24 protein-coding genes are annotated in these 25,192 nt (G+C 45.6%); 9 read left to right on the top strand and 15 right to left on the bottom strand.

Annotated elements, in window-relative coordinates; all coding sequences use genetic code 11:
* Positions 1-17: 17 nt before the first annotated feature.
* The 8 genes from EZE20_RS09105 to EZE20_RS09070 all read left to right on the top strand — a co-directional run bounded on the left by EZE20_RS09105 (position 18) and on the right by EZE20_RS09070 (position 10,419).
* Positions 18-2,414 carry an ABC transporter permease gene (locus EZE20_RS09105; protein WP_132116765.1) on the top strand — a complete coding sequence of 799 codons (2,397 nt, stop codon included), beginning with the start codon at positions 18-20 and terminating at the stop codon, positions 2,412-2,414.
* A 30-nt stretch (positions 2,415-2,444) separates the two neighbouring features.
* Entirely contained in the window at positions 2,445-4,859 is a 2,415-nt protein-coding gene (locus EZE20_RS09100; protein WP_132116763.1) for an ABC transporter permease, read from the top strand.
* A gap of 94 nt (positions 4,860-4,953) precedes the next feature.
* Complete coding sequence (locus tag EZE20_RS09095) at positions 4,954-5,244, top strand: hypothetical protein (protein ID WP_132116761.1); 291 nt, start codon at positions 4,954-4,956, stop codon at positions 5,242-5,244.
* Positions 5,245-5,369: 125 nt separating this feature from the next.
* Positions 5,370-7,766, top strand: coding sequence for an ABC transporter permease (locus tag EZE20_RS09090; protein WP_132116759.1), 2,397 nt, complete (start codon positions 5,370-5,372; stop codon positions 7,764-7,766).
* Positions 7,767-7,916: 150 nt separating this feature from the next.
* Entirely contained in the window at positions 7,917-8,327 is a 411-nt protein-coding gene (locus EZE20_RS09085; protein ID WP_132116757.1) for a hypothetical protein, read from the top strand.
* Positions 8,324-8,788: a hypothetical protein gene (locus tag EZE20_RS09080; protein ID WP_132116755.1), complete on the top strand. Its 465-nt coding sequence runs from the start codon at positions 8,324-8,326 to the stop codon at positions 8,786-8,788. The genes EZE20_RS09085 and EZE20_RS09080 overlap by 4 nt, the downstream gene beginning before the upstream one ends.
* Positions 8,789-8,823: 35 nt before the next feature.
* Entirely contained in the window at positions 8,824-9,699 is an 876-nt protein-coding gene (locus tag EZE20_RS09075; RefSeq protein WP_132116753.1) for a winged helix-turn-helix domain-containing protein, read from the top strand.
* A 198-nt stretch (positions 9,700-9,897) separates the two neighbouring features.
* A complete protein-coding gene (locus EZE20_RS09070; protein ID WP_132116751.1) occupies positions 9,898-10,419 on the top strand; it encodes a hypothetical protein in 522 nt (173 codons plus the stop codon).
* A gap of 193 nt (positions 10,420-10,612) precedes the next feature.
* Here the strand turns inward: EZE20_RS09070 and EZE20_RS09065 are convergent, their stop codons facing one another.
* The 13 genes from EZE20_RS09065 to EZE20_RS09005 all read right to left on the bottom strand — a co-directional run bounded on the left by EZE20_RS09065 (position 10,613) and on the right by EZE20_RS09005 (position 21,072).
* Positions 10,613-11,818, bottom strand: coding sequence for an NAD(P)/FAD-dependent oxidoreductase (locus EZE20_RS09065; RefSeq protein WP_132116749.1), 1,206 nt, complete (start codon positions 11,816-11,818; stop codon positions 10,613-10,615).
* 362 nt (positions 11,819-12,180) lie between these two features.
* Positions 12,181-12,699: a hypothetical protein gene (locus EZE20_RS09060; protein WP_132116747.1), complete on the bottom strand. Its 519-nt coding sequence runs from the start codon at positions 12,697-12,699 to the stop codon at positions 12,181-12,183.
* Between the two features lie 132 nt (positions 12,700-12,831).
* Positions 12,832-13,260 carry a hypothetical protein gene (locus EZE20_RS09055; RefSeq protein WP_132116745.1) on the bottom strand — a complete coding sequence of 143 codons (429 nt, stop codon included), beginning with the start codon at positions 13,258-13,260 and terminating at the stop codon, positions 12,832-12,834.
* Positions 13,261-13,540: 280 nt separating this feature from the next.
* The gene (locus EZE20_RS09050; protein ID WP_132116743.1) at positions 13,541-13,939 is read right to left on the bottom strand and encodes a hypothetical protein; all 399 of its coding nucleotides are present in this window, start codon (positions 13,937-13,939) and stop codon (positions 13,541-13,543) included.
* An 81-nt stretch (positions 13,940-14,020) separates the two neighbouring features.
* Positions 14,021-14,437 carry a hypothetical protein gene (locus tag EZE20_RS09045; protein WP_132116741.1) on the bottom strand — a complete coding sequence of 139 codons (417 nt, stop codon included), beginning with the start codon at positions 14,435-14,437 and terminating at the stop codon, positions 14,021-14,023.
* A 235-nt stretch (positions 14,438-14,672) separates the two neighbouring features.
* On the bottom strand, positions 14,673-15,188 hold the full coding sequence (locus EZE20_RS09040) for a YeeE/YedE family protein (RefSeq protein ID WP_132116739.1): 516 nt from the start codon (positions 15,186-15,188) through the stop codon (positions 14,673-14,675).
* A 33-nt stretch (positions 15,189-15,221) separates the two neighbouring features.
* The gene (locus EZE20_RS09035) at positions 15,222-15,797 is read right to left on the bottom strand and encodes a YeeE/YedE family protein (RefSeq protein ID WP_132116737.1); all 576 of its coding nucleotides are present in this window, start codon (positions 15,795-15,797) and stop codon (positions 15,222-15,224) included.
* A 17-nt stretch (positions 15,798-15,814) separates the two neighbouring features.
* Positions 15,815-17,212: an OprD family outer membrane porin gene (locus EZE20_RS09030; RefSeq protein ID WP_132116735.1), complete on the bottom strand. Its 1,398-nt coding sequence runs from the start codon at positions 17,210-17,212 to the stop codon at positions 15,815-15,817.
* A 122-nt stretch (positions 17,213-17,334) separates the two neighbouring features.
* On the bottom strand, positions 17,335-19,002 hold the full coding sequence (locus tag EZE20_RS09025; protein WP_132116733.1) for a bifunctional metallophosphatase/5'-nucleotidase: 1,668 nt from the start codon (positions 19,000-19,002) through the stop codon (positions 17,335-17,337).
* Between the two features lie 15 nt (positions 19,003-19,017).
* A complete protein-coding gene (locus EZE20_RS09020; protein ID WP_132116732.1) occupies positions 19,018-19,440 on the bottom strand; it encodes a DsrE family protein in 423 nt (140 codons plus the stop codon).
* A gap of 134 nt (positions 19,441-19,574) precedes the next feature.
* Positions 19,575-19,796, bottom strand: coding sequence for a hypothetical protein (locus tag EZE20_RS09015; RefSeq protein WP_132116730.1), 222 nt, complete (start codon positions 19,794-19,796; stop codon positions 19,575-19,577).
* Positions 19,777-20,664 carry a sterol desaturase family protein gene (locus EZE20_RS09010; protein WP_132116728.1) on the bottom strand — a complete coding sequence of 296 codons (888 nt, stop codon included), beginning with the start codon at positions 20,662-20,664 and terminating at the stop codon, positions 19,777-19,779. The genes EZE20_RS09015 and EZE20_RS09010 overlap by 20 nt, the downstream gene beginning before the upstream one ends.
* Before the next feature lie 18 nt (positions 20,665-20,682).
* Positions 20,683-21,072: a rhodanese-like domain-containing protein gene (locus tag EZE20_RS09005; protein ID WP_132116726.1), complete on the bottom strand. Its 390-nt coding sequence runs from the start codon at positions 21,070-21,072 to the stop codon at positions 20,683-20,685.
* Positions 21,073-21,388: 316 nt separating this feature from the next.
* Here EZE20_RS09005 and EZE20_RS09000 point away from each other — a divergent pair, with 316 nt between their 5' ends.
* On the top strand, positions 21,389-21,856 hold the full coding sequence (locus EZE20_RS09000) for a hypothetical protein (RefSeq protein ID WP_132116724.1): 468 nt from the start codon (positions 21,389-21,391) through the stop codon (positions 21,854-21,856).
* Between the two features lie 241 nt (positions 21,857-22,097).
* Here EZE20_RS09000 and EZE20_RS08995 read toward each other — a convergent pair whose 3' ends face one another.
* Positions 22,098-22,952 carry a polysaccharide deacetylase family protein gene (locus EZE20_RS08995; RefSeq protein ID WP_132116722.1) on the bottom strand — a complete coding sequence of 285 codons (855 nt, stop codon included), beginning with the start codon at positions 22,950-22,952 and terminating at the stop codon, positions 22,098-22,100.
* Between the two features lie 157 nt (positions 22,953-23,109).
* Entirely contained in the window at positions 23,110-25,149 is a 2,040-nt protein-coding gene (locus EZE20_RS08990; protein WP_132116720.1) for a glycoside hydrolase family 3 protein, read from the bottom strand.
* Positions 25,150-25,192 lie beyond the last annotated feature (43 nt).

Here is a 25,192-nt window from a genome sequence, read left to right as displayed (position 1 = left end):
TTGGCCAATAAGAACTCATGATCAAAAATCAACTAAAAGTTGCCTGGCGGAGTCTGATCAATAATGGACTCTTTTCGACACTCAACCTGGTAGGTCTGGCGCTGGGCATTGCCATTTTTTTGTACTTATTTCTGTACACCAAAGAAGAACTCTCTTTTGATACGTATCATCAAAACCGGGATGAAATTTACCGGGTTGGTCTCACGGCAACTTTCGATGGTGAAAGTTCAGAATGGGCCTCCGTTCCCAATATTGTGGGCCCTACGATGAGCCAGGAAATTCCGGAGATAAAAGCATTTACCCGTTTGTTGTATCACTCATTTGGAAAAACGGCATTTGTCAATAGTCAGGAAGTAAAATTTGCCGAGAAAAAACTCTACTGGTCTGATCCCGGCCTGTTTACTATTTTTGATATTCCACTGGTGCAGGGAAATCCGAAAACAGCGCTTGACGCTCCCAACAAGATTATCCTGAGCCAAAGTACGGCCCGGAAGTATTTTGGGGATGAAAACCCCGTGGGTAAACTACTTTCCGTAGATCATGACCTGAACGTTACAGTTTCGGGCGTATACCAGGATTTCCCCCAAAACTCCACCCTTGATGCGGATCTGATCGGGTCTTTTACTACGGTTGGGTGGGCTTCCAAAAATCTATATTGGAGCAATGCCAGCTACGAAACGTACTTTTTGCTGGTGCCCAATGCTTCCCCACGAATCATTGAAAAGAAGATTAATGCCGTGCTGGACAAGCATGTAGAAAAAGACATCCAATGGTTTCGGTTTTGGCTCCAACCGCTCACGCAGGTGCATTTGTACTCCACGCACATCACCAATTCCAGCACAACGCGTGTGGGAGATATTCAGCAGGTAAAAATCCTGAGTGCACTGGCGTTAGGTATTTTGCTCATTGCCTGCATCAACTACATGAATTTGGCCACGGCTCAGTCACAAAAAAGACGCAAAGAAGTCGGGATGAATAAAGTGCTGGGAGCCAGTCAGTTTTTTCTGATCCGTCGGTTTTATGTCGAAGCCTTTTTGATGGTAACGGCCGCTATCGGACTTGGTATTCTCCTACTATTGGCCTTTCTGCCTATTTTTAATTCATTAGCCGATAAAAACATTACGTTTGAGGCCTTGCTCACGATGCCCGTTTTGGCGGGAATTGCGCTGGCAACGGTGACTTTATCCCTGATTGCGGGTTCCTATCCGGCGCTAATGCTGTCTTCTTTTTCGGCACTAAGTCTGTTTGGGCGTGGTGGCCGAAGCGATTTGTCGGCTGCCCGAATCCGGAAAGGATTGGTAGTCATTCAGTTTGCCGCCTCTATTGTTCTGCTCATCAGTACTTTCGTTTTTTATCGTCAGTTACAGTACGTGCAGGAAAAGAATCTGGGGTACAGTCCCGAACAGGTTATTTCTATTTCGACGCAGGGAGCCCAAAAAGTGGAGCAGATTACGAGCCTGATCGACTACTGCAAAGGGCTGAGTTTTGTACAGGAAATTTCGCGGGCACAGGCCTATCCCGGCATTGGCGCAAGCGGCCGCACGTTGTCCAAGGCTGGCGAAAATTCGGAAACAGGCCTGGCGATTCAGACAAGTCGGGCAACTCCTGAAATTCTGAAAACGCTTAACATTAAGCTTTTGGCTGGAAAAACGTTTCCCGAAAAAACTTCGGAAACCGACACTACCGTGCAGGTGGTACTGAACAAAACTGCCGTCGATTTTTTAGGCGTTTCGCCCGAAGAAGCGATTGGAAAAACAGCTTATAATCTTTTTGGGTACAATCAGGCGACCATTGTGGGCGTGATGGAAGACTTCCATTTCGACTCCTTTCATCGTCCTATTGGCGCATATGCTTTTCATAACAGTCCCACCGAAGGCCGGCCTAATCTGTTGGTTCGTTTTCAGGGAGGAAAGCTTTCGGAAAATATCGCCACTTTGGAAAAAGGATTTAAACAACATATTCCCGACTCAGCCTTCGACTATGTATTTCTGGACGACGTAGTAGCCAAGCTCTACGAATCAGAACAGCGAACGGCAAATTTGGTGCTTTTCTTTTCCATCGTTGCCATTCTCATTGCCTGTTTGGGATTGTTTGGCCTGGCGGCGTTTACTACCGAGCAGCGGACCAAAGAAATCGGCGTTCGCAAAGTACTGGGTGCAGGCATCCCGGGCCTTGTGGGGCTGCTCTCGGGCGACTTTCTGAAACTGGTTTTCGTGGCGTTGCTGTTGGCGGCACCAGTAGCGTGGTACATGCTCGACGGCTGGCTCAAAAACTACGCCTACCATATTGATATGCCCATTTGGGTCTTTCCCCTAACCGGCTTGCTGGCGCTTTTCATTGCCTTTCTAACCGTCAGCTACCAATCCATTAAAGCTGCCCTGATGAATCCCGTGAAGAGTTTGCGGTCGGAGTGAGTTTCTTTTTTTATCTAAAAAAACAAAGCCATGATTAAGAACTATTTCAAAATCACCTTTCGTACGCTCTGGAAAAATAAGGGGTATACTTTTATCAATATTCTGGGGCTGTCGGTAGCGTTTTGTATCAGCGCTTTTCTGTTTCTAACGGCATACTTTCAGTTGTCCTTTGATTCGTTTCATGCGGATGGCGACCGGATTTTTCAGATGTATTTTTTTTCCAATGCGCCCGAAAAACCCGAGCGGTCATCGTCAATGCCATTTCCGCTGACGCCCGCACTGAAAACCGAGTTTCCTGAGATTGAAGGCGTTGCCCGGTTTGTGCATGGAAGCAATGTGGTTGAATTTCAGGATGTTATTCTGGAAAAACAGATAAAGTATACAGACCCTGATTTCCTGAATATCTTTTCTTTTCCGCTACTACAAGGAGATAAAGACGTAGCGTTGAGGGATTTGAGCAGCATGATTATTACCGAAAACATGGCCAAAGATTTGTTTGGAAATCAAAATCCCATGGGTAAGCAGGTGAGTGTGGGCCTGGACGAAGGCCGAAAGCAGTACGTAATCACAGGAGTCCTGGCTGATTTTCCAGAAAATTCCTCCCTGCAATTTGATGCCTTTTTGAGGGCCGAAAACTATGGAGGGTTTGCCAGCGAAAAAGATCAGTGGGATGCTCATTCGCACCAGGTATTTTTAAAATTATCACCAAAAACGAATCAGGAAGCTTTTGAAAAACGACTGAAACCTTTTGTCAAAAAGTACTTTTCTGAAAATCAGAGTAGTTTAATTAAGCAAGGTGCCAAGCCCGACGAGCAAGGGGATATTTTTGCTATGCGACTGCAAAAGCTGGCGAACGTTCATTTCAACACGGATATTTCGGGTAGCAGTGCTCCTCAAACGTTAATTTTTGCCCTGATTGGAATTGCGCTGTTTATTCTCCTGATTGCCTGCATCAATTTCATCAATCTCAACGTGGCCCGGTCGTTCATCCGGGCGCGTGAAGTAGGCGTACGTAAGTCATTAGGAGCCGTTCGTGGACAGCTGTTTACGCAGATTTGGGGCGAGGCCGCTATGGTTTGTGTGCTTGGTTTTGTGGTAGGGTTGGTGCTCACGGCGGTGTTTTTACCCCAATTTAACGCTACGTTTCAGGGCAAACTTACGCTGGATTACATGCTGCAACCTGACAAGGTAGCGCTGATGCTCGGCGTACTTTTGTTTGTAACGCTGCTCGCCGGAGGCTATCCGGCCTGGCTCATGTCGCGATTCAATACGGTAGAGGTTTTGAAAGGAAAAGTAAGTTTGAAAAAACCCGGACTCCTGCGTAACTCTCTGATGGTGATACAGTTTTCGCTGTCTAGTTTGCTGGTTTGCTGCACCATTATCGCCATTCAGCAGGTCAATCACCTGCGTGAACAGCCGCTGGGTTTTCAAAAAGAACAGGTCATCAGCATTCCGGTTGGCAATAAAGTAAACGGAAATCAGGCGTTGCAGCGCATGCGTAATCTGCTGGCCAACGATCCGTCCGTGGAAGGCATTTCGGGAAGTGGCGTCAACCTGGGCGTTGGGCTCGACCGCAGCACGTCGCGGAGTGTGATTGGTTTTTCCTATAAAGGAAAAGAGGTTACTACGGATTGGCTGCAAATTGACTACGATTTCATGAAAACGCTTAATATCAAGCTGTTGGCGGGTAGAGAGTTTAATGCCACGTACCCTTCCGATACCCTCGACCGCGTCATTATTACCGAAAGCATGGCAAAAATGATCGGGGAGGACGACCCCGTCGGTAAGTTTTTTCAGACGGATACGGCAGGCACCAAGTATCAGATTATTGGCCTGGTGCCGGATTTTAATTTGTATTCTTCCAAAAATGAAAAGAAACCGATTACCATGTTCCTTTCCCAAAATCCGGTGAGTTATATCTTCATTCGGGTTACGCCCCAAAGTTTGTCGGGCGTCATGGATAAGTTTAGAAATGTGTGGAAGGAAGTGGCTCCGCAGGCAGAATTTAAAGGCTCGTTTGTGGACGAAAATACGGATGCCTGGTACCGTAGTGAAGAGCGATTTGCGCAGATTTTTAGCCTCGCATCCGGTATTGCTATTCTGCTTTCCTGTTTGGGCCTTTTTGCCATTGCCCTCATCGTGATTGAGCAGCGCACCAAAGAAATTGGAATCCGAAAAGTGCTGGGTGCGAGTATCGGAAGTCTGGTTTTTTCGTTGTCCCGGGATTTTGTAAAGCTCGTTTTGCTGGCAAGCCTGATCGCTACTCCGTTGGCGTGGTATTTCATGCGCGAGTGGCTGTCGAGTTATCCGTATCGCATCGAAATTAACCCCTGGATTTTTGCAGGAGTTGCTGCTGCCGCTTTGCTTGTGGCCGTAGGAACCGTCAGTTTTCAATCCATCAAAGCCGCTTTGATGAACCCCGTAAAAAGTTTGCGGTCGGAGTAATGGCGCTGTTTCCAGCTAGAAACTTTATGTAACTATCTGACTAAAAGCCAATTGCTTACAGCGATTTTTTAAACCCCTAATAAAACTTTTCCTTATGAGCCACATAGCTATTCCGATTCCTCCGCTTCCGGGCAAGCAGGAGATTGAAGTTGAGGTTACGATTAATGGATTAAAGCAGCAGCTGCACTACCGGGTTGAGCTGTTTTACTGGGACGACTGTCGCAATCCGCAAGCTCACCGCGCCGACTGCATCAGCGAAATGCTCGCTCACCATGATCCCGAGTGGACGGTCTACTACATTGGCGCGCCTACGGATGAGTTTGTGCCGATTACGTTTGTGAAGAAAGAAAGCCGCCGATTGCTGCATCAGGCCGTTGGCAATTAGGATAAATAGTAAATCCATAGCGCTGTTATGCGTCTTGGATTTACTTTTATTTATATAAAATAGCTCAACATTCTCATTAATAATTATTTAAAAATCAGGGATTTAACTAATCCTGTGCCTTAGCCATGATTAAAAATTATTTCAAAATTGCGTACCGAAATCTCGTGCGGAATAAAGTGTATTCCTTCATCAACATTGTCGGACTAGCCACCGGAATGGCCGTTGCTATCATGATTGGCCTGTGGATGCAGGACGAGCTGACGTACAATCAGTTCCACAAAAACCATCAGAAAATTGCGCAGGTATACCAAAGTCAGACATTCAACGGAGTCATTGGAACGGGTTCGGCTATTCCGAGGCCGCTGGAAATGACGCTTCGCAACGAGTTTGCGGATAATTTCAAACATATCATCATGAGTAGCTGGAATTACCGGGGCATTTTGACGAAAGGAGATACAAAACTGGTAAAAAACGGGAATTTTATGCAGGATGGCGCTGCCGATATGCTCAGCCTTGAAATCCTGAATGGGCAGGCACATGGCGTGCAGGACCCAAACTCGATTCTGTTGAATGCTTCTACGGCAAAGGCCCTTTTCGGGAAGGAAAATCCGGTGGGACAAGTGGTAAAACTCAACAACCTGTACAACATGAAAGTGACGGGCGTATACGCCGATGTTCCGTCCAATTCTAGTTTTGGTACGCTTGATTTTCTGGCGCCGTGGTCCCACCTGACCACCAATACCGAGTGGATCAAAAACTCCGTGGATTCCTGGGGTAATAACTCTTTTCAGCTCTTTGTGCAGCTTTCCGAAAATGCGACGATGGGAGGTGTAACGGCAAAAATTAAGGATATTAAAAAACGAATTAAAGACACCGCTCCCTACAAGCCCGAACTTTTTCTGCACCCGATGGACGATTGGTATCTGCAATCACGCTTTGAAAACGGGGTTTCGATTGGTGGCCGCATTCAGTACGTATGGTTGTTTGGTACAATTGGCGGGTTCGTGCTGCTGTTGGCCTGCATCAATTTCATGAATCTGAGTACGGCCCGCTCCGAAAAACGAGCGCGTGAAGTAGGCATACGCAAATCGGTCGGTTCGCAAAAACGGCAGTTGATTTTTCAGTTTCTGAGCGAATCGTTTCTGGTCGTTTCGTTGGCCTTCGTGCTGGCACTAGCTATGGTGCTGGTATTTCTGTCGCCTTTCAATACGCTTTCTGATAAATCCATCGAGTTTCCCTGGACGAGCCTGTGGTTTTGGGTAAGTATTTTGGCGTTTGTGTTCGTGACAGCCTTGTTGTCAGGAAGCTATCCGGCCTTGTACCTGTCTTCATTTCAGCCGGTAAAGGTTCTGAAAGGAACGTTTAAAGCGGGGCGTTTTGCAGCCTTGCCCCGCAAAGTGCTGGTAGTGATGCAGTTTACGGTATCGGTTGCGCTTATCATCGGTACTATTCTGGTATTTCGTCAGATTCAATATTCCAAAAATCGCCCGGTGGGTTATGATCGAAACGGACTCGTGCAAATCCCGCTTACGGAGCATGACTTTGAGGGAAAATATGACTTAATGCGGAGCGAGTTTATAAAATCCGGCTCTGTTATCGAAATGTCTTCATCAAGCAGTCCTACCACGGACGTATACTCCAACCGTTCGGGATTTATCTGGGAAGGCAAGCCCGAAGGTTTTCAGGAAGATTTGGCCTACACGGCGGTATCGGTCGATTTTGTTAAATCACTCGGGTTGAAGATCATTGCCGGACGGGATTTTTCCCGCGAATTTGCCACCGATTCCAATGCCGTAATCCTGAATAAAACGGCCGTAAAATACATGGGACTGACCAATCCGGTAGGGACGATTATCAAAGATGACGACGAGGAAGATCCCAACCCGCCGATGACCGTCATTGGAGTTATTGACGATATGATTATGCAGTCGCCCTACGAGCCGGTGAAGCAGTCGATGTATGTGTTTGATAAATTCAATAATGCGAGCTACTACAACCTGCGCCTCAATCCGGCCCAAAACAGTAGCGAAAGTATGAAGGTGGTGGAAGATGTCTACAAAAAGCATTTTCCGGATCTTCCTTTTCAATTTCAGTTTGTGGATCAGGAATACGCCGCCAAGTTTGCGGCAGAAGAGCGTATCGGCAAGCTTGCAGGTGTGTTTACGGGGCTGGCGGTTTTGATCAGTTGTTTGGGACTGTTCGGACTGGCATCGTTTATGGCCGAGCAGCGCACCAAAGAAGTAGGGGTTCGTAAAGTATTGGGTGCAAGTGTGATGAGTTTGTGGGGATTGTTGTCAAAAGATTTTGTGCAGTTGGTACTTATTTCGCTGCTATTGGCGGTTCCGGTGTCGTGGTACGGCATGCATCAGTGGCTTCAAAAATACACCTACCATATCGAGGTGTCGTGGTGGGTTTTTGTGGTGGCGGGCGCGGGTGCCATTGCCATTACCCTGCTGACCGTCAGTTTTCAGGCCATCAAAGCCGCGCTGATGAACCCCGTAGAAAGTTTGCGAAGCGAATAGAAATCAACTGCCGCCAACCGCGTTTTCTGCGTCGTTGGCGGTAATTTTAAACTTTTACATTTCCTTTACATTCTTTTACCGCAAAGTTTTTTCTCACCAAAGAGAACCTGATAGCTTTGGATCATTCGTTCAACTAAACTTTTTGATCCAATGAAAAAACAAACCGGATTTCTTTTGCTCTTCCTCGGTTGCCTGTCAGCAGGCCCCGGATGGGCACAGGAGGTTTTTCAGGAATGCAGCGCCGCGTTTCTTGATTCCAAACTTGTGGTAGATGAGTATAGCCCCAAAGGAAAATGTATTCTTTCTAAATCAGCCGTTGGCGAACTTCGGGTTCAGACGCTGGAACTGACGTCCGAAACCGCTAAACCTTTGCAGGAAATTGCCTTTCGGGTTGCCATAAAAGATGCAAAAACTGGTACATTGCTGCTGTTTAACGAAGCGCCTCAAACTGCCGTAGACGTTGAGTCTTTGCTGGCTAAATGCAATATCGGTGACAAATTAGTGCTTCTGACACTCGACATTCGGTACTCACTCCCTCATAATGAAATCTTAATCCAATGAAGAATAATCGAAAAGATCAAATCCTGATCATTGCGCTGTTTGTAGTAAGTGCTCTGTTTTTGGCCAAAGCCGGCATCGGAAGTACCCTTAGAGAGAACGGAGAAGATAGTTTTCATTTTAATCCGCTGCTGGTGGATGGAAAACCAATGGATTTTGGAACACTCAAACCCGGCATGAAAGGTACCCTGACCGTCATGTCGGCCAACCCTGCGTCTCCCGAAGCCGAACAGATTTCGTTCAGAGTATACCTTCGCCGGGGAGAGAAAACAGTTACAGAAACAAGCGAGCAGGTAGTCAATCAGGCCGATCTTGGCGAACTATTAAAGGTAGCGATGGAGGGTGACCAACTCGTTGTTGAGCCTGCTCAGGAGATTCATCAAAAAAGTCGTCGGGTATTGCGCATTGTCCTTTACAAAGGGATTCAGTGGTTTCCGACCGGTATCCGGCAGGATGGCTGCTAAGTCCGAATTGTGAAAGTTGGTAGTTTAGATTTTTTATGGTAAAAAAAAGAATCGTCTTTGGTAGCCTGTGGCTGCTGATGTTTTGTACGGGAAATTTTTTGTTGGCTGCTTCTGAAAAGGAACTGGCACCGGAAGCATTTGCCCAACATGTCAATCTGGCCCTTCGTCGCACGGCGCATGGTCTGTTGCTGGCACAGGGCGATTCTACTTCTGCCATCGCTCCTGTACAAAATCCGCAGGAGGGAGTTTTTACCATTCAACTCGAAAAAGCCTTCGAGTACGACCGCATTCCGCAACTGTTGCAGGAATCGCTGACGCTGCATCACATCAGCGAAGCCTACGACGTGGCTGTTTTGAACTGCAACACCAAAGAAATTGCGCTGGGCTACACTTTTCTGGACTTGGCAGAGCCCGAAGGTGTGCCCTGCAATGGACGTATTCAGGAAAGCGGATGCTATGTGTTGCAAATCAGCTTTCAAAAAGCAACGCCAACCAAAGCCGATACCGGGGCGGTTTGGGCAGGAGCGTTGGGGATTTTGCTGGCTGGTGCAGGGGCGTTGGTGTGGTACCGGGGCCGCCAAAAAACTCCTGAACAACCCGAATCTGACAAGCATCTGATTAGTTTTGGACAAACTACGTTTAATCCCGCAGAACAAACGTTGGTGGTTGCAGGCATGCCGCATGCCCTCACGTATCGGGAGGCAAAACTCTTGCGGTTGTTTGCGCTGCATCCCAATCAATTGCTGGAACGGGACTTCATTCTGAAATCGGTTTGGGAAGACGAAGGCATCAGCGTTGGGCGCAGTGTCGATGTGTTTGTGTCGCGTTTGCGCAAGTTATTGCAACACGATTCAACGCTCCGCATTGCCTCGGTACACGGTGTCGGCTATCGGCTGGAAGTTGCTGCCTGAGTGATTGATATTTTCCAAAAATGAACTGGTACGGCTTGTCCGCAAATGGGCACAAAACGTTCGTTTGCGGACATTTATTGTTTTTAATTTTTTATAAAGTGTTGATAATCAGTATACAAAAGATAGTGGCATAGCTTTTTTATTTGCACAGGCATTTATCATCCTGACGACATCGTATTAGCCATAAAATCCAAAAATATGAAAACAGTACCCTTACTTGCCTTCCTGCTCCTGAGCCTGACGGTGCTCGGTCAGAAAACATCCTTTCGTCAGGAAATTGATGACAACGGAAAGCACCTTTCTCTTCGGGTTGAACTGGAAGAAAAAGGTCATAAAATTCAGTATTGCCATACGTTTGTGGTCCGTGGAATGAGCAATGCGCTCAAAAAGGAATTAGTAGATCGGTTGGTAGATTCCCTGAAAAGCGAACTGATTCAGCAACGGATAAGTCTGCATGTGGCCTACGAACAACAACCCGCCGGGCCCGTTGTGGCTATGAGCCACGCAAGTTTGAGCGAAAGATTATCTCAGCAACCTTTTCAAAAATCAATCGAAAAAGATACCCTGACCGGTCGTTTGAAAGTATCGTATATCTATCAGATTGATGGAATCGAAAATAGCTACGAGCGGACAATCAATACTCAAAACCGTTCGGAAGAAGAAATTGAGCGCCTGATCGAAGAAACGGAACAGGAAATTTTACACCCAATTAAAATGTAGGTAAGCAGCTGTTAGCTTTTAGGTCATTAGTTTTTTTATTGTTTTGATAATCAATTACTTATGAAATTATTTGATTATCCATTATATGAGTACTAAATATTTTAAGTACGTAGAAAGATATTATTAAGTTAGAAAAACAAGCAAACGGGAAGGAGAAAATCTCCTTCCCGTTTGCTTGTTAAATTGCCTTCATTTAGGCCGTTCCTTTCAGAATCTTATTCCAGTAGAGCCAGGGCAGGACATTTTTTTTGAGCACCCACATCGTCCAGCGGGGCACGGCCTGATCAAACGGAAACGTCATTTTGGGCGTATTGGAATAATCAAACTCCGCAAGCATCAGTTTGCCATACTGCGTCGGAATTGGGCAGGCGCTGTACCCGTCATACGATGCCGTCAGCGGAGTTTTGGCCAGAAACGCCAGCACATTTTGAACCACCACCGGTACCTGCTTGCGTATAGCCGCGCCCGTTTTGCTGCATGGCGCATTGGTGCAGTCGCCGCAGGCAAACACGTTGGGGTAGCGGCTGTGCTGCATGCTGTGTTTGTTTACTTCCACGTAGCCAAAGGCGTTGGCCGAATCGGCGAGTTTGCTGTTTTTGATAAAATCCGGTGCGGATTGGGGTGGGACGGCATGTAACAAATCAAAGGCCAGTTCTTTCCGAACCTTTGTGCCGGAAGCATCTTTGGTTTCGTAGTACACCTTTTTGTTGGACCCGTCAATTTCTACGGTATTACTTAAAAAGTGCGTGGTAATGTTATTATCAGCAACGACTTTGGAGAGCGTGGCAGCGTATTCTTTCACGGCAAAAATGGCACCTGCTCCCGAAATATAGTGCACATCGCATTTGTCCAGAATGCCTTGCTTACGCCAGTAGTCACAGGCCAGGTACATGATTTTGTGGGGCGCGCCGCCGCATTTGATGGGGGAGGACGGGTTGGTAAAAACGGCGGTACCGCCTTTAAAATTCTTGATGAGTTCCCAGGTATAGGGCGCCATGTCGTACGAATAATTGCTCGACACAGAATTTTTGCCCAACGTTTCCCGAAACCCTTTGATCTTGTCCCAGTCGAGCTGAATGCCCGGGGCTACAATCAACGAATCATAGGTGTACGTTTCGCCGCTACGGCCCGTTACCTGCGACATCTCGGGTTCAAAAGTTGCGGCAGCGTCCCGAATCCACTCGGCACCTTTGGGAATAAAATCTCCTTCGGACTTAACGGTTTTTTCAATATCAAAAACGCCCGCGCCCACGAGTGTCCAGGCGGGTTGGTAGTAGTGTTTTTCAGAAGGCTCCATGATGCCGATCTGCAACGAAGGCTTTTTTATAAGTAATTGAGAGGCCGCCGAAAGTCCGGCGTTTCCTCCCCCAATAATCAGTACGGTGAAATGCCTGGCCATGAGAGAATGAGTTTTTGTTAAATTTTATCTCAAAAATGTACCATTATCAGCGCTTTATCAGTGATAATTGTCACACTCACGCAAGTCAATTCTAAGGGAAGTTGATTTTTAGTTATAAAGCGACTTATTTATTATATAACTAATTGATTTTTAAAGTTTTAAAAATATGTATTTATTGAAAATTTTGTTAATAGTGCATAAAAAAAGCGTTTCCGGAAATTTTACTTCCAGAAACGCCCATACGATTATTGGTGTTTCCGCGGGCTGTGTCACATATCCCTAAGAGCCAAAGTTACCAAACACCCCTTACCAGTAGAGCTGGGAGACAAAGCCCACAGATAAATATGCCCAAAATATGTCTTTCAGCGCAAGGGGTCTTTCCAACGTAATGGCATTAATATTGAAATATAATTTATGTTTTTATAATAGTGAGGATGCGTAATTTTAACTTTTTGTTTGGTTATGATTCTCTCTATTTCTTCAAAATCATCGGCAGTTAACAAATTATCATTTGGTATTGCAAACCTAACCTCTTTTACCTGACCATTTTTTAGGATTTTCCACGTTACAAATATGTTAGGTAAGTTGTCCAGTGAAATTTTTCGTTTTTCGCTAACATAAACTAAAATTTCTTTTGTTGCTATCACCATAGATTCTCTCCACTTCATCCCCGAAAGATTCAAAGTGTCTGGCCGATAGTTTTGTTTATGGAGTTGGTTTTTTTCATTTTCCAGGAAACTACTGGTTGAATATTTTTTGACTTTATACACTTGATTTTTGGACTTCATCTTAGCTTCTGTAAAAGATGTGTCGAACGTTTGAGCGTGTACTGCACTCCAAAAGCAAAGCAAAATGAATGTAAAAAAGATGTTCGTATTCATACCTATATTGGTCATTTAGGACATGTTGACCGTTTCCCGTTGGCTTTGTAGCGCATAAAACCAAAGTTACCAAACCTTACTAGTAGAGCTGGGAGACACGGCCCACGAAGGAATATGCCAAAAATATGTCTTTCAGCGCAAGGGATTTTTCCAAATTAGTGGCATATGGATATAGGCAAAATTCATTTGGCTATAAAATTGGGGTTGAGTAATCTTTACCTTTTGTTTAGTCATAATTTTCTCAATTTGTTCAATATCATCTGGTGTTAACGACGTATTATTCCGAACCACAAAAACTACCTCTTTTACCTGACCATTTTTTAGGATTTTCCAATGTGCGCCCATATTTGGTAATTTATCAGGGGAAAGTTTTCGGTTTTCGAATAAATAGACCATAATTTCATTCATGGCTACGACCATAGACTCTCTCCATTTCATTCCTGAAAGGTTTAAAGTGTCCGGCCGATAGTTTTGTTTATTCAGTTGATTTTTCTCATTTTCTAGAAAACTACCACCGGTTGAATACTTTTTGACTTTATACACTTGATTTTTGGACTTCATCTTTGATTCTGTAAAAGATGTGTCGAACGTTTGAGCGTGTACTGCACTCCAAAAGCAAAGCAAAATGAATGTAAAAAAAATCTTCATATTCATACCTATATTGGTCATTTAGGACATGTTGATGTATTTACCAGATTCATTAAGGCTTGCCCAGTAATGTGACTGACGGATGATGTATTGTATTCTCTGCATTACAAACATAAATCCAGGAAGTTTAAAGGAAAAGCGTTTCCGGAAATGTAATTTCCAGAAACGCCTTAGCCCTTTCGCAAGAATCAAATCATCGAATCATAGATTTGGGATCGAAAATCTCATACAGGACATACACTATGCCAAAAACGATGACAAAACATAGTACCCCGCCTGCCTGAGCGTATATGGATCTTCGTTTCTTCTTCTCCATGAGGGCTTCATCCATGTTTTCATCTATCTCGCCCAAGTTTCTATGAGGGCGAATAAAGTACCAATAGATAAGCCCGTACACCCCAAATAACAAGAGTAAAATGCCCGGAATATAGGGTTTGAAAGGGCCGTAGATTACGACGCGTATTCCGGTTAAGAGCATTATTAGGGATAGGTGGTACATATAAAAAGTCAAAAAAAAACGTTGGTTTGCTTTTTGTCTATCGCTGTCCCGAAAGTAAATACCTTCATACACATCCCGAAAAAACTCTTTCATGTTTATACGTAAATTATTAGATTGGTTTTGCAACTATTTATCTATCAACTTTATAGAGTGTACTTCTTGTTTAAGATATAATCATCGAGCCATAGATTTAGGGTCGAAAATCTTATACAGAAAATATATAATGGTAACTGCCAAAGCTATGCTAATAATACCACCTACCTGTACATAAAGAGCTATTCGTTTTTTCTTTTTTACTAAGGCTTCTTCCATATTTTCATCTATCTCACCCGTATTTCTATGAGGGTAAAGCAAGTACCAATAAATAAGCCCAAAGAGTCCAAATAACAAGAATAAGGCCACAGGAAGAGAGAGTTTGAAGGGGCCGTAGATTAAGACGAAAATTCCAATTAAGATCGTAACCAGAGAAAAATGATAGGAAAGGAACGTGGCAAAAAAACGTCCATTGATGGTTAATTTACTGGGTTGCGTTTCATACTTCTTGGCAATAAAGTAAATACCCTCGTATACGTTCAGAAGGAACTCTTTCATGTTCATAGTTAAGTTTTTAACTTTATTTTTTATGGGTAAATTGAATTAGTAATCATGTAATCCAGATACTTTATCAGTTGGTTCACTTATCTATAATTCAATATTATAAAATTCACAGAATTTCCTAAAAAAATAATAAAATAGTGCATAAAAAAAGCGTTTCCGGAAATGAAATTTCCGGAAACGCTAAATATAAGACGGGGCAAATGTCTCAGCCCTCGAACTAAACTCCCGATTAGTTTGGGAGTCTGTCTCTAAAATACCCGTAGGTCCAGGTGCCGGCAATCGCACTGAGCAAGGTAACGATCACGACCATGTAGCCGCTACCGATTTGGGCAAACAGCGGGCCGGGGCAGGCGCCGGTAATTGCCCAGCCAAGTCCAAAAATCAGCCCGCCGTACACTTGTCCTTTCTGGAATTTTTTAGGGTGAAACTCCACGGTTTCACCGGCTAGTGTTTTGATATTGAAGCGCTTGATGAGTTGTACCGAAATCAGGCCCACTACAACGGCGCTGCCAATGACGCCGTACATATGGAAACTTTGCAGCCGGAACATCTCCTGAATCCTGAACCAGGAAATAATCTCTGCTTTCACAAACACAATTCCAAAAAGCACACCTACAATGAGGTATTTGATATTGTCAGCCCAACTTTCGGACTTCTTCATGTCGTTTGGTGCTTCGCACACAAAAGGCTGCTCGTCGTTTGCCAGGGCAGGGTCCAGAACAGCTGTATTTTGACTATTTTTCATCGTCATCAGGTCGTTTGAAAAATTAAAATTTCTTTAAAATAATTTGAAAATATAAGGCAAAATCAGGTGCGTCATTGCGAAACCTCCCACCATAAAACAGCAGGTAGCAATCAGCGAGGGAAGTTGCAGCGTAGATAACCCCATGATCGCGTGCCCGGAGGTACAGCCGCCAGCATAGCGTGTGCCAAAACCAACCATAAATCCACCCAGGACAAAGAAAATGAAGCCTTTGGCCGAAAACAAAACCTCCGTAGAGAACAAATCAGCGGGCATTAATCCTGAAAAATCGGTAATGCCAAATGCGCTCAAATCAGCGATTGTACTTTCGGAAAGTTGAAACGTATCAGGATTTGCCAGGAACAAAGTGGCGATCATACCGCCAAAAAAGACCCCAAGGACAAACACCAGATTCCAGATTTCATTTTTCCAGTTGTACTTAAAGAAAGGAATATTAGCCGGCAAACAGGCCGCACAAACGTGCCGCAGCGAGGAGGAAATTCCAAAAGATTTATTTCCAATGAGTAATAAAGTAGGTACCGTAAGTCCAATGAGCGGGCCGGCTACGTACCACGGCCAGGGTTTACGGATAATCTCAAACAGTTGTTCCATGTTGTAACAGGTGATTTTTAATAGTGATAATTAAGTATAAAATTGAAGTGGGTCATGTTTACTTTATTGAAAACAAAGCGATCGTTTTGATAAGTTTCTCCCAACTGATCTTTCCGAACTACCAACAGCAAAGCGTTCAAGCCTTTGAGGTAATGATCAAACTGATACGTTAGGCCCAGGTTTACCTGTGCATACGACGGCAGGCCGTATTTGTTCAGGGCTGCGTTGCGCACATCAGGCATTCGATACATGCCCCCGCTGACTTCCAGTTTAATGTGTTTTTCGGGTTTGAAATACATGTTCAGCGTTGCTGCCGACACATCGCCCGCTCCTTCGTTGCGCTCGCGGGGCATAAAGGTATAGAAAGGTTCGCGTCCCCATTCGCGCGGCATCAAAAATCGTCCTTCGGCAGTGATTCGAGTTGCGTTGAGGTACCAGTCAAAGCGGGTAGACTGTTGCCCGATGCGTCCTGAAATTACCGTGGATTTGCTGCCGGGCTGCGTGTAGGCACGGGCCGGGTCTTCATTGCCTCCGTTGCCTGCGGCCTGCTGACAAATCAGTTGCAGGCCACTCATCCAGGTTCGTTCTGTGCCCGGCGCCGACTTCCATTCCACTTTAAGCATACCGGTATTCAGTACATTGTCTACGTGCGTATCCCAAATCTGAACGTTCCAATGATTTTTCTGAAAAGTAAATCCTCCCAGAATTATTCCATTCGATTCTACATGTTCTTTGTAAGCAGAAGGCGAACCGTCCAGATGTACGCCCACCGGATAGATCCCCATGCTCTCGCCGATTTTGAACCAGCGTACGGTAGAGCGGGGCGAAATTCGCCAGATGTACTGTCCCTGAAAACTCCAATGTTTACCTTCCTTTACCTCCAATACAGCGGCTTCTGTGAGCGTAGGCCGCATGCGGCCATCCTGCGGGTTGATAAAGGGTGAAGCCGGAATTTGCCGGCCAACCGTTATAAAAGTTTTTTTGGTCAAATGTACCTTGGCAAACAATTCTTCAAGGCGATCAAGGTCTTCGTGATCATCCGGTTGCTCAATGTCAAAAAGTCCCACTTCGTAGCGATTGCCCTGTGCGGTAGCCGGATCTCTTTTGGCAAGATCAGAGGACAATACATTGAACATAAAAAAACCACTGATACCCAGTTGAAAATGCCTGAGAAAAATGGGCGTTTCGTAGCCTATGCCTGCCCCAACACCCAAAGCGTACGAATCCATTAATTCTTTTTGATTGACCGTTGCCGAAAAGTACGAACGGGCATGACCGTAAAATCGGCCTTTTTCAAAAAAATGATTGAGAGTATTGGTGTCCTTTTCACTTTCCTGATGCGAGTGGATCCCCTGCCCGGAAGCGGGCAGGGAAATCGTCACAAGCAGAAAAAGAATGTGTATAGTATATTTCATTTTTGCAATAGATTCCTAAAACTCTATTGCAAAAGTAGGAGACAGATCAGCCGAAATTCGTGACAATTGTTACACTACTGAAACTGTCTCCAAAAATTTATGATTTAGCTCATAAAGAGGGCCTACACAAACTGATAATCAACGCCCGTTACCTGACTCAGCAGCGACTGCGGAGCATCCAATACGCGGGCGTCCTGCCGGAGGGAAGGTGTTACGGGCGAAAATTTCTGCAAATAATCCTTCATCATGCTGTGCAGCGTAAAGGCTGTATTGGCCGCTTGCTGAACGCCTTTCATGCGGCAGAGCATGTCGTCGGGATCGCCTTCGCGTTCGCAGGCGCAGAGCGAATAGATGCGGGTTTCGTCGAGCGGCTGTCCGCCTACGGTAACTTTCTGTACCCGATGCCCAAGCCTTTCAAAAGCTTTGAATTCTACCTGCATACCTTTAAAGCGAATAAACCAGCCGCCAAAACGTTTGGAAGCATCCTGCGCAAATACATTTTGCAGTTCTTTTTCGAGCCAGGCTTTTATCTGCGCTCCCGATGCATTGGCCGTTCGGATTGTAGCATCTACGGGAAGCATGTCGTACAGATACCCTTCGGTGATAGCCACCTTGCCATCTTTGTCGGGCGTGCGGGGCGGACAAAATCGGAAGCCATTGGAAAGCACAATGTCTGAGTTTACCTTCCATTTCAGCGCATCCACGATGAGCGTGTCGATGGTATTTTCTACCACAAAATTGCGGTAGAGAGGTAACGTGCTGTATCCGAGCACCCGGTTTATTTCGGTCTTGAATGGCTTCTCAATATCGTTTACCAGCGCTACAACTTCTTTTTTTGCCGGGAATTTTTGTGGGTCTACTTCAATTAGTTCGTAGCTTTCACTTATGATTTTACCATGTTCAACCCGTAAATCAAGTTTACCAATAAACGACCCGAAAGCGCCGGGTTCTACTATTTTGGTGTACTCAGCCTGAATCGGTTTTCGGACGCGCTCGTGGGTATCAGCCCCGAAAATGTAATCCACGCCCTGACAGGACGGATGATTGCCCAAAGCAATTTGTTGGGAAAGGCCGAGATGCGACAAAATGATGATAAAATCGCATTGTTCCTGCTCTTTTAGCAAGGTAACGTAGGCTTTTAGGTTGTCTTCGGGTTTTACATACACAATACCTTTGCTGTACAGCGGCGACTGCCGGATCGGCACAAGCGGATCAGTATAGCCCAGAAACCCAATTTTAACACCCAGCCGATTCACAATTTGGTACGGTTGAAAAATGGGTTCACCGGGTTTGCCGTCGCCCATATCGTGAAACATATTGGTGCAGATTTTGGGCGCCAGCAAGCCACCCATCAGCTTTTGCATTTGAGATTTATAGTAGACGACTTCCCAGTTTCCGGGTAAATAAAAGTCATAATTGAGCGCATTGAGCAGCGGCACAAAAGCCTCGCCGGAGGTTTTGACCGAAAGCATGCTTCCCTGAAACATATCACCGGTATCCATCGTAAGCGTATTCTCAGGATTTTGCGCCCGAAGCACGTCCAAAGCGGTTGCCACATGTGCGTAGCCGCCTGCCTTGCGGAAGGTCAACTGATTGTTTTCCCAAAATAACTCGTCATGTGCATGTAGCTGACAATGCACATCGGTGGTTTGGAGAAAAGAAATTACTCCGGATTGTTTGGGTTTTTCCGAAGTTTCAACTGCCTGTGGCTGAGCCGAAAGAAGCGATGGGCTTCCAACGGCAGCGGTTGCCAACAGGCCCGACTGTAAGAATTTTCTGCGTGAAGTCATTTGAATACCTAAAAGTTAAAATCCAGCTTTGATATAGGCCCAGCCTGCTTCCTGTTTGAGCACGAGTTCGGCAATGCCGACGGGTACAAAAACGGCATTGGGCAGTACGTTCGCTTTGTCAATTTTGCGTTGGCGCAGGGTATTTTCGCAGACCGCAAACGTGACGCCGCGCTGCTGCAGCTCGGCAATTTCTTTGGCAAAACCACTTTCTGAGGTTTGCATAAAACCAATGCCGTTGTTGTGTATAACCACCTCCATTTTGGCGGTATTCCAATAGGCCAATACGTTGGAAAGCTGCTTGATCAGCGCTTTGTGCGCCAGGGTATCGCTCGTTGAAAGATGAAAAACCACCCGATGCTCCGTAGCGTTGCTTTGCGCAAAAGACGTTTGCGCAACCAAAAGGAGGGAGCAAACGAGAAGAAAAAATACTTTTTTCATGGTCAAATTTTGTCTGGAAATAGTGTTCAGAAATAGCTTGTATGGTTTCAAATATAAACCAAGTTCTTTCCGGCCAATGTGACTTTTGTTACATTGACCGGAAAGAACTGGATATATCGAATAAAAAATAAGAATCAGGCTGGTTTTATAAACTTCATCACCAATGCCCGAATCAGCAGAAGCCAGGGTGTGCCATGCTGCACGGTATCAAACCAGTCGATGGCATTCATGCCGTTAGCCCCGCCCAGAATCCACTGAATTTTACCTACAATGTGAGGCTCGGGTACAAAAGGGGCAAGGCCAAGCGTAAGGCTTGCAAAAAGCCAGGTTTTCCAGTTATTGAGCAGGGTTTTCATCAGATTTCCAGGGATAAATGAGTTGTGACCAAAATGTTTTCGGAAATTTTTTCATGCCTTCAAAACCAAGTTTGATGTTTTTTTCGGCCCGTGGAAGGTAGGCTTCACCAAAAAGGTAATCCCACAAACTCAGCGTAATCCCAAAATTAACTCCATACGGCGCATGTGCAGGCAGTTCTTCGGCATGATGCCACAGGTGCATTTGAGGGCTGTTGAACAGGTACTTAAACGGTCCCAGCGGCAGATAAATATTGGCGTGGTTGAGGTGGCCAACGGCCAATGCAAAAATATGTACCAGAAAAAAGTCATCAATGCCAAAACCGATCATAGCCAGGGGCAGGTACTCAAACGTCCGGTATACAATGGTTTCCATCCAGTGGTAGCGCAGGTGTCCGGCAAAGCCCATTTGCTCAATGCTGTGGTGTACTTTATGAAATTCCCACAGCCACGGTACGCGGTGCAGCAGCCGGTGCACGTTCCATTGAATGAAGTCGCGCAGCACAAAAAGTAATCCTAATTGCGCCCAAACCGGCAAGTTTGCGACGTTGATGGCGACCAGATTTCGGATGCCAAACAGCGCCAGAAAATCAGTGAACGCCACGACGGCTACGTTGGAAAGGGCGTTGTAGGCAATGAGTGAAAACAGGAAAAAATTAAAGAACATATAAAAGGCATCCAGCCAGAAATCGTGCCGGATGATGCCCTGTTCTTTGCGCCAGGGAAATACGATTTCGAGGGTCCAGACAACTAATGACAAGCCCAGAAGCCAGTAAAAATAGTTGTGCCAGTCGGGGCGCAGAATTTCTTCGCGCAGGTAGTTAAAATAGCCTCCGTAGCCATTGACGAAGGCATCTATGTATTTTTCCATAAGATTTTTTCAGGAAGGTTATTTTTTGGGAACCACCTTAAACCCGGCGGCGCGCCAGGCGCTGATGCCACCGTTGGCATTGTAGATTTGTTTAAATCCTTTTTTGGAAAGTAGCTGGGCCACGCTGCTGCTGCGAGCGCCCACGGCACAGTACAAAAACACGGGTTTGGATTTGTCGAGACTGGCTATTTTTTGCTCAAAATCGCTGCTGTATAAGTCGATTTGCCGGGCGCCGGGAATAACCCCGCCGGCTACTTCGCCATCGGTTCGGACGTCAATCAGATTTTTGGCGGGAGTTTTGTCAAGCAGTTGTTTGAATTCAGCCACGGGCAAATTTTTGATTTGCTGCGCCTCGGAGCAACTCGAAAAAGCTACTAAAATGAATAAAAAGAAACCGTATGTTTTCATGGGCAGTTGTCGTATTATTTTGAATAATAGATCAAAATTAGCCAGCTCAAACGGCGTAGTCAGTGATGATTATCACACAAGGTGGAGCCTGCCGACAGAATGGGGAAGAAGGTTCAGGAAAGAAAATCCGGCAGCATATCAGTTTTTTTTCTCACAAAAAGATCCCTTATTTCCTAAAAAATATCACCTGAGAATGCCATCTTTGCCATCAAAAACTGAACAACTAAATATAGCGAACCAACCTTTTCTCGTTATAAAGGCAGTTTAGTCAATTTAGGACATGTCACATTAAAGGAATTGATCACCAATCGTACTTATGAAAAAATTACTCGTACTCTTTCTGATTGTGTTTGCGGCGGGCTGTAAAGACAAAGAACCAGAACCGGAGCCAAACTATGCCGCAGATTTTGTGGGTGAATACTGGACAAACACCGCAGATGGAGGCAACTCTACGGCCCAAACGTGGGTAATTACTGAAAGTAACAATTTGCTAAACATCACGTACACAATTGATTACACGTTTCGTAATCAGGGAAAAGAGCTAAGAAGTAAGGAAGTCTATACCTTAAAGGATATTCAGGTACTGAATCCGGTTTCCTTTAAAATTGCCCAGGATGCCGCAGTAAATGAAGACGGAAATCTGAAAACCCGCCGGGTAGAAGGCGAAGGGGTGAAGTCAACCAAAGCAGATGGCACCGTTGTAATTGGAATTACTCTGAAATTTACTGAACCGGGCGCATCTTCCTCTACTTCTACGGACTATCTCGAATTTAAAAAGCGATAATTTCCCGTATTCCCGGACAAACAAAACGGGGTCTTACTTTTTAAGTACAGACCCCGTTCAGAAGTTTTCCAATAACGTTTTTTATCGTATCATGTATTCCTACATTTCTTCTCAAATATAGAGCGTCAGGGCTTGCTGCCTTTAACCCAAATGTTCCATCTTTTGCTCTATTGTTCCACTTGCCTATTTTTTGAGAAATTTTTGTAAAAAAAGAGTTGCTCATTTGATCCTTCCAAAAAATCTACCGCACTGGTAAATCCTTGTAACTGATCAATTGAACTCCCTGTTTTTGAAGAAAATCTTTTGCTTCCGGATTCGTGAATAGCTCCGTTACGCCCTGCCGATCCGTGGCTACATCTTCGTAGCCTATGTGGTGAATGGCCTGTAACTCGGTGTTATCGAGGCCGGGATGCTCCACAAATAGGTAGGTTTTTCCGGGTTCCATTTTCCTGACCGCAGCTTTAAAACTTTCCCATTTTTCGGCGGATGTTTTGTGCGGTCCTTCCAGGCGAAACGGCAGTACGTTATAGTCGACCGGATCAATATCAATTTTGTATTCCTTCGTCAGTCGCCTGGTCATAGCCTTTACTTCCTCCGAAATATTGGCGCAGCCCATGTGCGCCGATACATGGCTGATTTGCGGAATATGACGCAGGGCCAGCTCAATTTGGGCCCGGAATTCCTTCTCAATATCCTGTAATGTGCTGTTGTTTTCTTTGATGGATTGGCCGGGATAATTTTTATTGGGAAATACCATGGGGTAAAAATAGCCGTTTGAGTCGCGTAGACTTGGTGCGTCGGTGAGCGGTCGCCATTTTACAAGATCCCACTCGCTCGTAAGCGCGAGGTGAATGCCGACGTCTGCATCCGGAATTTCCTTTAACAGTTGAACCGCCTCCGGAAACCAGGGCGATGGTACGATTACTTCAATCGATGTTTGAATGCCCTGCTGATGTGATTTCATCAGTGCAAGATTGCCCGAATGAGAAAAGCCCATGTCGTCGCCACGCACAATCAGCCGGGCAGGTGCAGGTTTTTGCGCTTTTGACAGATCAGCAATCAGAATGAATAGGAGAAAAATGATACTTTTTTTCATTGGAAACAGGTAAAAATCAGCGGTCAATTATACATAAAAGAGTATGGGATGCTGCTTGCTACTACATAAAGGTTGAAATAAAAAAAATGAGCAGGAAAACATGTTTCTGAAACGTTTTTCCTGCTCAAAGTGAAGTAGTTTTCTACTCTAAATAATGCTACTTTCCTGGGTAGCTGAGCCCATCTCCAAAGGAAAACAGAGCGTATCCATTGGTTTTCAAATGGCCGGGTACGTCCGATTTGTTTTCCAGCACGGCTTGCCGTGAAATGGGTGTAGAAAAAGGCATTTTTCCCGTAGGATTATAATTGCCGCTGACGACATCCAACACGGCATCAGCCGTAGTACTAAACGTTGCCAATACGGTCGGTAGCGGCGTAGAATCTATTTCTTCGATTATCCATGGGCTTGTATAATTGATAAGCACCACGGTCGGTTTTTGGCTGGTGAGGGCATTTACATGCGCTATATCTATTTTATTTTTAGAAAGGTCAAGTTCAATTGGTCCGCCGGCAGAGGCAAACAAACTCCCCGCAGAAGGTACAAGCCATAGCACAACAACATCGGCCTCCTGCGCAGTTGATACAAATTCAAGATTCCACCGGTTCGTTTCAGGTTGCAGAACGACAGCGGGCTTGTCGGTTCTTCCAGAATTGTAATATTTTTCAAAGTAAACCTTAGTTTTTGGTGCAAGCGGAAGCAAATTGGATTGATTGCGAAGCAGCACAATCGATTTGCGCAACGCAACATTTGCGCGCTCCTGAAACTGCGGATTCCCGACTATTTTTTCAGCGGCGTCAACATCCACAAAAGGATTTTCAAATAGTCCCAACTCAAACTTTTCCCACAAAAGTCGGGTCACCGACTCGTCAATTCGTGCCTCGGTCACAAGTCCCTTTTTTACCGTTTCAAGCAAAAGCGTCGGATCGGCTGTACCCGAAAATAGATCGACTCCGCATTCAATCGCTTTTTGATAGCGTTCCAGAATAGACAGATTTTCTACACCCCACGGCATCATTTCGATAGGGCCTGTGTCAGAGTTTATGATGCCTTTAAAGCCCATTTTCCCACGTAATAAATCTTTGAGAATGGTTTTGTTGTAAGCAAAGGCAATTTCCTCATATTCAGTCCCAATAGGTTTGGCATAATACGGCATAATGGCTGACGTGCCTGCATCAATAGCCGCCTGAAACGGTTTCAGGTGATAGTCCAGCATTCCGCCGGGGTAATGCTGATCTTTTCCCCACTCAAAATGCGGGTCCTGTCCAGCCACCTGTGGCCCTCCGCCGGGGAAGTGCTTGGTGGTGAGAGCGATGGAGCCCGTACCGAGTTTTTTACCCTGAAAACCCAGGACAATTTCGCGCATCATATCGGCTGCCAGGTCGGCATCTTCGCCAAAAGTGCCCTCGATTCGTTGCCAGCGTGGCTCGGTGGCCAAATCGGCCATGTATTGATACCCTTTACGGATGCCCACTGCCGACCATTCTTTGGCGGCGATTTCGGCAAATTCACGGGTAAGTTTCAGATCGCGCATAGCGGCAAGGCCTAGTTCGCCCGGCCATTTGCTAAATGTCGTTTCGCCCACACTCAATCCGATAGATGCATCGATGGTGATGTGGTTGCGTGGATTGGAAGCTACAATTGCCGGAATGCCCAGACGGGTATTTTCGCATAGTTCCTGCAAGTTGTTGCTCCATTCGGCCAGGATGCGGGCGGATGTATTGGCCCGGAGGATAAAGTGCCGCAGTTGCTTTTCACGAACAGCCTTAGTCGTTCCTGATGCCGACATGATCGGGACGGGGAGCGGTTTGCGTGAAAACATGTTGGTGGTTTGTACCAAGTCTTCCTCATTGAAGCCGCTGGAAATAGTTGCCTTTGGAGCCCCCGCCTGAAAAGAAAAGTCACCCGCAAGCCGGGTGGTGCTGATGAGCATAAAACCTACTTTCTCTTCCAGCGTCATTTGTTTGAGCAGGTCCTGTACCCGTTGGTCGGTGGGTAGCGTCCAGTTTTCGTAGGGATCCACTTTTCCATTTTTGTTCAGGTCTTTAAATGTCTGACCATTTTGGACAAGAAGTGGCGCACTTCGGCGGCCCAGCTGCGGCGGCGTGGCTGTTTGAGCCTGAACGCAAATAGTGGCAGTTCCTGTCCCAAAGCTCAAAAGCATAGTTAGAAAAGCCGATCGTATTGAGATAAATTGCATGGGAGGTTTTAGGGTTAAGATAGTCGAAAGAGGTTGTATTTAT

The sequence above is a fragment of the Arundinibacter roseus genome (genome assembly GCF_004348825.1).
Taxonomy (GTDB): domain Bacteria; phylum Bacteroidota; class Bacteroidia; order Cytophagales; family Spirosomataceae; genus Arundinibacter; species Arundinibacter roseus.
Note: the sequence above shows the minus strand (reverse complement) of the source record. Positions and strands in the feature narration are given on the sequence as shown.

Bases quoted from the DNA above. Each gene is read 5' to 3' on its own strand.
- EZE20_RS09105 (WP_132116765.1), top strand. From the start codon at position 18: ATGATCAAAAATCAACTAAAAGTTGCCTGGCGGAGTCTGATCAATAAT.
- EZE20_RS09100 (WP_132116763.1), top strand. From the start codon at position 2,445: ATGATTAAGAACTATTTCAAAATCACCTTTCGTACGCTCTGGAAAAAT.
- EZE20_RS09095 (WP_132116761.1), top strand. From the start codon at position 4,954: ATGAGCCACATAGCTATTCCGATTCCTCCGCTTCCGGGCAAGCAGGAG.
- EZE20_RS09090 (WP_132116759.1), top strand. From the start codon at position 5,370: ATGATTAAAAATTATTTCAAAATTGCGTACCGAAATCTCGTGCGGAAT.
- EZE20_RS09085 (WP_132116757.1), top strand. From the start codon at position 7,917: ATGAAAAAACAAACCGGATTTCTTTTGCTCTTCCTCGGTTGCCTGTCA.
- EZE20_RS09080 (WP_132116755.1), top strand. From the start codon at position 8,324: ATGAAGAATAATCGAAAAGATCAAATCCTGATCATTGCGCTGTTTGTA.
- EZE20_RS09075 (WP_132116753.1), top strand. From the start codon at position 8,824: ATGGTAAAAAAAAGAATCGTCTTTGGTAGCCTGTGGCTGCTGATGTTT.
- EZE20_RS09070 (WP_132116751.1), top strand. From the start codon at position 9,898: ATGAAAACAGTACCCTTACTTGCCTTCCTGCTCCTGAGCCTGACGGTG.
- EZE20_RS09065 (WP_132116749.1), bottom strand. From the start codon at position 11,818: ATGGCCAGGCATTTCACCGTACTGATTATTGGGGGAGGAAACGCCGGA.
- EZE20_RS09060 (WP_132116747.1), bottom strand. From the start codon at position 12,699: ATGAATACGAACATCTTTTTTACATTCATTTTGCTTTGCTTTTGGAGT.
- EZE20_RS09055 (WP_132116745.1), bottom strand. From the start codon at position 13,260: ATGAAGTCCAAAAATCAAGTGTATAAAGTCAAAAAGTATTCAACCGGT.
- EZE20_RS09050 (WP_132116743.1), bottom strand. From the start codon at position 13,939: ATGAAAGAGTTTTTTCGGGATGTGTATGAAGGTATTTACTTTCGGGAC.
- EZE20_RS09045 (WP_132116741.1), bottom strand. From the start codon at position 14,437: ATGAAAGAGTTCCTTCTGAACGTATACGAGGGTATTTACTTTATTGCC.
- EZE20_RS09040 (WP_132116739.1), bottom strand. From the start codon at position 15,188: ATGAAAAATAGTCAAAATACAGCTGTTCTGGACCCTGCCCTGGCAAAC.
- EZE20_RS09035 (WP_132116737.1), bottom strand. From the start codon at position 15,797: ATGGAACAACTGTTTGAGATTATCCGTAAACCCTGGCCGTGGTACGTA.
- EZE20_RS09030 (WP_132116735.1), bottom strand. From the start codon at position 17,212: ATGAAATATACTATACACATTCTTTTTCTGCTTGTGACGATTTCCCTG.
- EZE20_RS09025 (WP_132116733.1), bottom strand. From the start codon at position 19,002: ATGACTTCACGCAGAAAATTCTTACAGTCGGGCCTGTTGGCAACCGCT.
- EZE20_RS09020 (WP_132116732.1), bottom strand. From the start codon at position 19,440: ATGAAAAAAGTATTTTTTCTTCTCGTTTGCTCCCTCCTTTTGGTTGCG.
- EZE20_RS09015 (WP_132116730.1), bottom strand. From the start codon at position 19,796: ATGAAAACCCTGCTCAATAACTGGAAAACCTGGCTTTTTGCAAGCCTT.
- EZE20_RS09010 (WP_132116728.1), bottom strand. From the start codon at position 20,664: ATGGAAAAATACATAGATGCCTTCGTCAATGGCTACGGAGGCTATTTT.
- EZE20_RS09005 (WP_132116726.1), bottom strand. From the start codon at position 21,072: ATGAAAACATACGGTTTCTTTTTATTCATTTTAGTAGCTTTTTCGAGT.
- EZE20_RS09000 (WP_132116724.1), top strand. From the start codon at position 21,389: ATGAAAAAATTACTCGTACTCTTTCTGATTGTGTTTGCGGCGGGCTGT.
- EZE20_RS08995 (WP_132116722.1), bottom strand. From the start codon at position 22,952: ATGAAAAAAAGTATCATTTTTCTCCTATTCATTCTGATTGCTGATCTG.
- EZE20_RS08990 (WP_132116720.1), bottom strand. From the start codon at position 25,149: ATGCAATTTATCTCAATACGATCGGCTTTTCTAACTATGCTTTTGAGC.